The sequence below is a fragment of the Pseudomonas sp. EB271-G4-1 genome (assembly GCF_058791355.1).
The window spans coordinates 37,826-43,257 of the sequence record NZ_JBYTEO010000058.1; the positions used below are offsets into that span (position 1 = coordinate 37,826).

At 57.3% G+C, this 5,432-nt stretch carries 8 protein-coding genes and 1 tRNA gene; 3 read left to right on the plus strand and 6 right to left on the minus strand.

Annotation, left to right across the window (positions count from 1 at the left end):
- Positions 1-40: 40 nt before the first annotated feature.
- A tRNA-Arg gene (locus tag AC3WWR_RS24275) sits at positions 41-117 on the minus strand.
- Between the two features lie 275 nt (positions 118-392).
- Between AC3WWR_RS24275 and folD the strand changes: the two genes are divergently transcribed.
- Positions 393-1,247 (plus strand): bifunctional methylenetetrahydrofolate dehydrogenase/methenyltetrahydrofolate cyclohydrolase FolD, encoded by an 855-nt coding sequence (gene folD / locus AC3WWR_RS24280; protein ID WP_020800923.1) that lies wholly within the window; start codon positions 393-395, stop codon positions 1,245-1,247.
- A 239-nt stretch (positions 1,248-1,486) separates the two neighbouring features.
- The gene (gene pbpG / locus AC3WWR_RS24285; protein ID WP_020800924.1) at positions 1,487-2,428 is read left to right on the plus strand and encodes a D-alanyl-D-alanine endopeptidase; all 942 of its coding nucleotides are present in this window, start codon (positions 1,487-1,489) and stop codon (positions 2,426-2,428) included.
- Between the two features lie 103 nt (positions 2,429-2,531).
- On the opposite strand, the gene AC3WWR_RS24290 is transcribed toward pbpG, so the two are convergent.
- The 3 genes from AC3WWR_RS24290 to AC3WWR_RS24300 all read right to left on the minus strand — a co-directional run bounded on the left by AC3WWR_RS24290 (position 2,532) and on the right by AC3WWR_RS24300 (position 3,787).
- A complete protein-coding gene (locus AC3WWR_RS24290; protein WP_020800925.1) occupies positions 2,532-2,747 on the minus strand; it encodes a hypothetical protein in 216 nt (71 codons plus the stop codon).
- 17 nt (positions 2,748-2,764) lie between these two features.
- The gene (locus tag AC3WWR_RS24295; RefSeq protein ID WP_020800926.1) at positions 2,765-2,971 is read right to left on the minus strand and encodes a DUF6021 family protein; all 207 of its coding nucleotides are present in this window, start codon (positions 2,969-2,971) and stop codon (positions 2,765-2,767) included.
- 87 nt (positions 2,972-3,058) lie between these two features.
- Entirely contained in the window at positions 3,059-3,787 is a 729-nt protein-coding gene (locus AC3WWR_RS24300) for a hypothetical protein (protein WP_020800927.1), read from the minus strand.
- A gap of 167 nt (positions 3,788-3,954) precedes the next feature.
- Between AC3WWR_RS24300 and AC3WWR_RS24305 the strand changes: the two genes are divergently transcribed.
- Positions 3,955-4,122 carry a hypothetical protein gene (locus AC3WWR_RS24305; RefSeq protein ID WP_020800928.1) on the plus strand — a complete coding sequence of 56 codons (168 nt, stop codon included), beginning with the start codon at positions 3,955-3,957 and terminating at the stop codon, positions 4,120-4,122.
- A 78-nt stretch (positions 4,123-4,200) separates the two neighbouring features.
- Here the strand turns inward: AC3WWR_RS24305 and AC3WWR_RS24310 are convergent, their stop codons facing one another.
- Complete coding sequence (locus AC3WWR_RS24310; protein WP_020800929.1) at positions 4,201-4,950, minus strand: TerC family protein; 750 nt, start codon at positions 4,948-4,950, stop codon at positions 4,201-4,203.
- A 29-nt stretch (positions 4,951-4,979) separates the two neighbouring features.
- Positions 4,980-5,222 carry a hypothetical protein gene (locus AC3WWR_RS24315; RefSeq protein ID WP_020800930.1) on the minus strand — a complete coding sequence of 81 codons (243 nt, stop codon included), beginning with the start codon at positions 5,220-5,222 and terminating at the stop codon, positions 4,980-4,982.
- Between the last annotated feature and the right edge of the window lie 210 nt (positions 5,223-5,432).

Consider the following 5,432-nt stretch of genomic DNA (forward strand, 5'->3'; position numbering starts at 1 on the left):
ACGCCCACCATATCGCGCTACTTGTGCCAAAGCTGCCTAATGGCGCACCCGGCAGGACTCGAACCTGCGACCATCCGCTTAGAAGGCGGATGCTCTATCCAGCTGAGCTACGGGCGCCTTGTTAATCTGTACTCTTGGAGGACTACAAACTAAGTGCTTTTCAGTTTTGCAGAACCGCAATCCCGCTCAACCTTCTCAACCAGTGCTAGGCTGTGCCCGACAAGTGCGACGAATAGTATAGAGCCCCCTGCAGGTCGTCAAATCCTTTTTGAAAAAAATTCATTTAATTAAAGGGGTTAGCGGAATTTGCAGACCAAGCGCCTTTGCCCTCACCGCATGACATGCGAGAATACGCTCTCTTTTTTTCCCCTCTCGATGGTTAATCACGCGCAATGACTGCACAACTTATCGACGGCAAATCGATCGCCGCCAGCCTGCGCCAGCAGATCGCCCAACGCGTCAACGAGCGTCGCCAGCAAGGCCTGCGCACGCCCGGCCTCGCGGTGATCCTGGTCGGCAGCGATCCTGCCTCTCAGGTTTATGTCTCGCACAAGCGTAAAGACTGTGAAGAGGTCGGCTTCCTGTCCCAGGCCTATGACCTGCCTTCCGACACCACTCAGCAAGCGCTGGCCGACCTGATCGATCGCCTCAATGACGATCCGGCGATTGATGGCGTCCTACTTCAACTTCCTCTTCCCGAACACCTGGACGCTTCCAAATTGCTGGAGCGCATTCGTCCGGATAAAGACGTCGATGGCTTCCATCCTTACAACGTCGGTCGCCTGGCCCAACGCATCCCGTTGCTGCGCCCATGCACGCCAAAAGGCATCATGACCTTGCTGGAAAGCACCGGTGCCAACCTGTACGGGATGAACGCGGTAGTGGTCGGCGCTTCCAATATCGTCGGACGCCCGATGGCAATGGAATTGCTACTGGCCGGTTGCACCGTGACCGTGACCCACCGCTTCACCAATGACCTGGCCGATCATGTCGGCCGCGCCGACCTGGTGGTGGTCGCTGCCGGCAAGCCAGGACTGGTAAAAGGTGAGTGGATCAAGGAAGGCGCGATCGTGATCGACGTCGGCATCAACCGCCAGGAAGACGGCAAGCTAGTGGGTGACGTGATCTATGAAACCGCCCTGCCCCGCGCCGGGTGGATCACTCCAGTGCCAGGTGGCGTCGGCCCAATGACTCGCGCCTGCCTTCTGGAAAACACGCTGTACGCCGCAGAAACCCTGCACAGCTGAGGCTTAAGGCAACGGTCACCCGCGACACAAGGAACCCCGCCCATGGCGGGGTTCTTTTTTGCCCGTGAAACCGGATCGACCATCCGCCGGAAAGTGACTTTTTTTTCATGTTTACAGGGTCTTTCACCCCGTCCTCGAACAACCATCGACAGTTATTCAGCCATACTCCAGAATGTCGCGCTTTTTAAGAAATAGCCCGTTACAAAACGGCTTATCAACACATCATTGAGTCTGCCAGCGTGAAAATCCGTCTTTCCATCCTGAGCCTATTTTTTGCAGTTACAGGGACTTTCATCACGCCAATCGCCACCGCGGGCGACACCACCACCGCGGCGCCTCGAGACACCTCGCAACTCAAACTCGCTTCCGGCAGCTCCTTGTTGCTGGACATGCAGACCAACAAAATCATCTATGCCAGCAATCCGGACGTCGTCGTCCCTATCGCTTCCGTCAGCAAGCTGATGACTGGCCTGGTCGTGGTTGAAGCCCGGCAGAACATGGACGAATACATCAACATCAACATCAGCGACACGCCGGAAATGAAGGGTGTGTACTCCCGGGTAAAACTCCGGAGCGAACTGCCGCGCCGGGAAATGTTGCTGATTGCCTTGATGTCTTCCGAAAACCGAGCCGCCGCGAGCCTGGCCCATCATTATCCAGGCGGCTATGCCGCGTTCATTGCCGCTATGAACGCCAAGGCCCGAGCCCTGGGAATGACCAATACACATTTCGTCGAGCCGACCGGCCTCTCCGCGCGTAACGTTTCGACCGCGCGCGACCTGAGCAAACTGTTGATCGCCGCGCACAAATACCCGCTGCTGACAGAGCTGAGCACAACCAAGGAAAAAACCGTCACCTTCCGTAAACCCGTCTATAGCCTGGGTTTTCGCAATACCGACCATTTGGTTCGCAAGCCAGACTGGGATATCCAGTTGACCAAGACCGGTTTTACCAACGAAGCAGGTCATTGCCTGGTGCTGGTGACCCGGATGAGTAATCGTCCGGTTGCCCTGGTGCTCCTGGACGCCTATGGCAAGTACACACACTTTGCCGACGCCGCCCGCATCCGCAATTGGGTCGAAACCGGCAAGAGCGCCGCCGTGGCTTCTGCGGCCTTGCAGTACAAATCGGACAAGAACCTCAAGCAGCGCCAGAGTGGTGTTGTTGAGGCTTCGAAGTAAGCAGGCAATGGGTGATTGAACACATATGATCGTTCCCACGCAGAGCGTGGGAACGATCATTCGCTACGATGGGCCCCGCCGAAATTGGACGACCTCCCCGCCATCAATCGTTAGGCAACGGCATCTGGTCATCATCAGGAATACCATCACCTTTGCTGGGGTCGTGCCAGCCCTGCGGATGTTCAGTCGGCACCACCGTCGGCCGCGCCAGCGGATCGCGCAGCGGACTGTCCGGGTCCATCACCGGATCCATGTCCTTCTCGGGAGTAGTCGGTACGGTTTCCGGACGTTCGTCGTTGAAGCTCGAATCGGTAGACATACGCACCTCCAAAAGAACTAGGGTTTGAGATTACCCAATGGATCGTAGGGTTTGGCCGGAGCCTTGGAGTTGTCACCCGGCTTCACATCCCTCGGGGCCTTGGCTGGCCCGATTGGATCGACCGCCGGATCGGCAAGGTCCGGGGAGTCGGGATCGAACCCCAACTCATCGCCAGACGAATGCTCGGATGAGTGAGGGCCGTCGGGGGTATTGGAATGTGCCATGACACCTCCTGATAGCCCGGGAAAATCCGGGCCTTTTAGATAAGAGGTTGGCAACGGCCGCAGGTGCCCGGCGAGTGACGAACGGGCTTACTGCGCGACCAGCGCTTTCTTCGCCTTGGCGGCAGCCTGTTCCTGGCCCGCTTGGGCAAGATCGTTGGCTGCCTTGAGCCAACGCTGCTGATCGACCTGAGCGGGCAGCTGGGTCGGATTCTGAATCAACACGGCCCATCCGCCGGCGTCCTTGAACGCTGATTCGAACGAACCAAACCCCATCATCAGCCGCTGATCCATACCTGCACGTAGCAAGACGGTCTGCTTCTGACGGTTGTATCCACTCAAAATCGCGTAGCGCGGTTCGGCCCAGAGCGCCGTGCCTTCGGTGAAGCGCACCATCACCGGGTAACCGGCCGCGACCTGGGTCAGCAAGGCGGGCAGATTGCTGTCAAGGGGATAAACCACCATCCCGTACTCGCGGGCGAGGTTCTGCATGTTCTGTTGCAACTGCGCCTCACCGCCCGGCAGATGCAAAGGCTTGTCGAGTAAGCCAGGGGTGATCACGATGCCCTGTTGCGACAGCATGCTCGCCAAGACTTGCGGCCCGCTTTGATTGGCCACACCCTTGTAGAACCGGCCGCTGAGTTCGACACGCTCCGGCAGACGCTTGATCTGCGGCGAAACGCTCCCGGCGCACCCCGCCAAACTGGCAACACACCCCACGATCAGTGCCGCCGACAGCATTCGAGAAATTACTCGCACCATCATCTCTCTCTTATTCAGATGCCAGGCAATCGCATTCCCGGCTTGGCCGTCGATCATAGGGCGCCGCACTGCAGCGGTATAGCCTTAATCGGCAGTTGATCGTCTTCGATAGAGCAAACTGGTTGGTGATAGCCGACCTTTGGTCAATAGCCTGAAACACGCCAGCGACTAGACTGTCACTTGCATGGCGTGTGCGCCCGCAGCAGGGCGAAGAGGAGGCCTCGATGAGCCTGGCAATGACGATCGTAATGTTGATTTCTGGATGGTTGGCGGTAGCGGCCGCCATGTTATGGGGCGTTCTGCGCATCACCCGCCGGCACCATCATCCTGTCGAGCCGGCACCTCTGGCGAAAACCGAAAAAGCCAGCGCATCACACGCCACTGTCCACTGAACGCCCCCTGCTCACCCAAAAAATCAGTAAAAAAAACGGCCGCCTGGAATCCAGGCGGCCGCTTTATGTCATCGAGGTTCAAGCCTCAGCGGTAACCCGCTTCTGCCGAGCCCGGCGGGACATCATGTTCAGCACCTCGATCGCTGCCGAGAACGCCATCGCCGCATAAACGTAGCCCTTCGGTACGTGGGCGCCGAAGCCTTCGGCGATCAGCGTCATGCCGATCATGATCAGGAAGCCCAGCGCCAGCATGACGACTGTCGGGTTGTCATTGATGAACTTGGCCAACGGATCAGCCGCCAGCAACATCACCAGCACCGACACCACCACGGCGATGATCATGATCGGCAAATGCTCGGTCATGCCGACAGCGGTAATGATGCTGTCGATGGAGAACACCATGTCCAACATCAGGATCTGACCGATCGCAGCGGCAAAGCCCAAGGTCACGGTCGAGGTCGCCGACTTCGGATCGTCCGGCGCCGGGTCCATGCTGTGGTGGATCTCGGTGGTGGCTTTCCACAACAGGAACAAGCCGCCAGCGATCAGGATCATGTCCTTCCAGGAGAATGCGTGGCCGAAGATCTCAATGACCGGCGCGGTCAGCTGGACGATGAATGCAATGGTACTCAGCAAGCCCAGTCGCAGGATCAACGCCATGCCGATACCGATACGCCGAGCCTTCTGCCGATGCTGCTCGGGCAGTTTGTTGGTCAGGATCGAAATGAAGATCAGGTTATCGATGCCGAGCACGATTTCCATCACCACCAGGGTGGCCAGGGCGACCCAGGCAGTGGGGCTGGCGGCTAACTGTAAAAGGTATTCCATGGGTCAGTCCTGACTCGCTGTAAGACGGTTTAGATTTCCTGGGAGGACGATGCGGATTTTTCCGCCTCTTTTTCCGATGATTCTTTTTTGCTGATCAACCCACCGGTGGCATCACTGAGCGCTTGCTCGGCGGCCTTGTGGGTATCGTCGATTGCCTGTTTCGCGCTTTCGGCAGCCTTGCCCATCAACTGCTGGGCGCTTTTTTCTGCCTGGTCGCAACCGGCCAGGACCAGCAAGGAGGTGATCAAGAAGGCCGTAGCTTTGAGTTTCATGGTGTTTTTCCTCGATATAACGAACGCAGCCGAAACGATGGCCCGTTGATAGCGAGGGATTCTAGGCAATTGAATACTTCAGGAAAATTCGTATTTTTAGCGGTTATACTTCGGTTTTAACGAACTAAATAAAAATTCACCCTGTAGGAGCTGCCGCAGGCTGCGATCTTTTGATCTTGATCTTAAAAACAAGATCAAAAGATCGCAGCC

Bases quoted from the DNA above. Each gene is read 5' to 3' on its own strand.
- AC3WWR_RS24295 (WP_020800926.1), bottom strand. From the start codon at position 2,971: ATGGCACATTCCAATACCCCCGACGGCCCTCACTCATCCGAGCATTCG.
- folD (WP_020800923.1), top strand. From the start codon at position 393: ATGACTGCACAACTTATCGACGGCAAATCGATCGCCGCCAGCCTGCGC.
- AC3WWR_RS24300 (WP_020800927.1), bottom strand. From the start codon at position 3,787: ATGATCGACGGCCAAGCCGGGAATGCGATTGCCTGGCATCTGAATAAG.
- AC3WWR_RS24315 (WP_020800930.1), bottom strand. From the start codon at position 5,222: ATGAAACTCAAAGCTACGGCCTTCTTGATCACCTCCTTGCTGGTCCTG.
- AC3WWR_RS24305 (WP_020800928.1), top strand. From the start codon at position 3,955: ATGAGCCTGGCAATGACGATCGTAATGTTGATTTCTGGATGGTTGGCG.
- AC3WWR_RS24310 (WP_020800929.1), bottom strand. From the start codon at position 4,950: ATGGAATACCTTTTACAGTTAGCCGCCAGCCCCACTGCCTGGGTCGCC.
- AC3WWR_RS24290 (WP_020800925.1), bottom strand. From the start codon at position 2,747: ATGTCTACCGATTCGAGCTTCAACGACGAACGTCCGGAAACCGTACCG.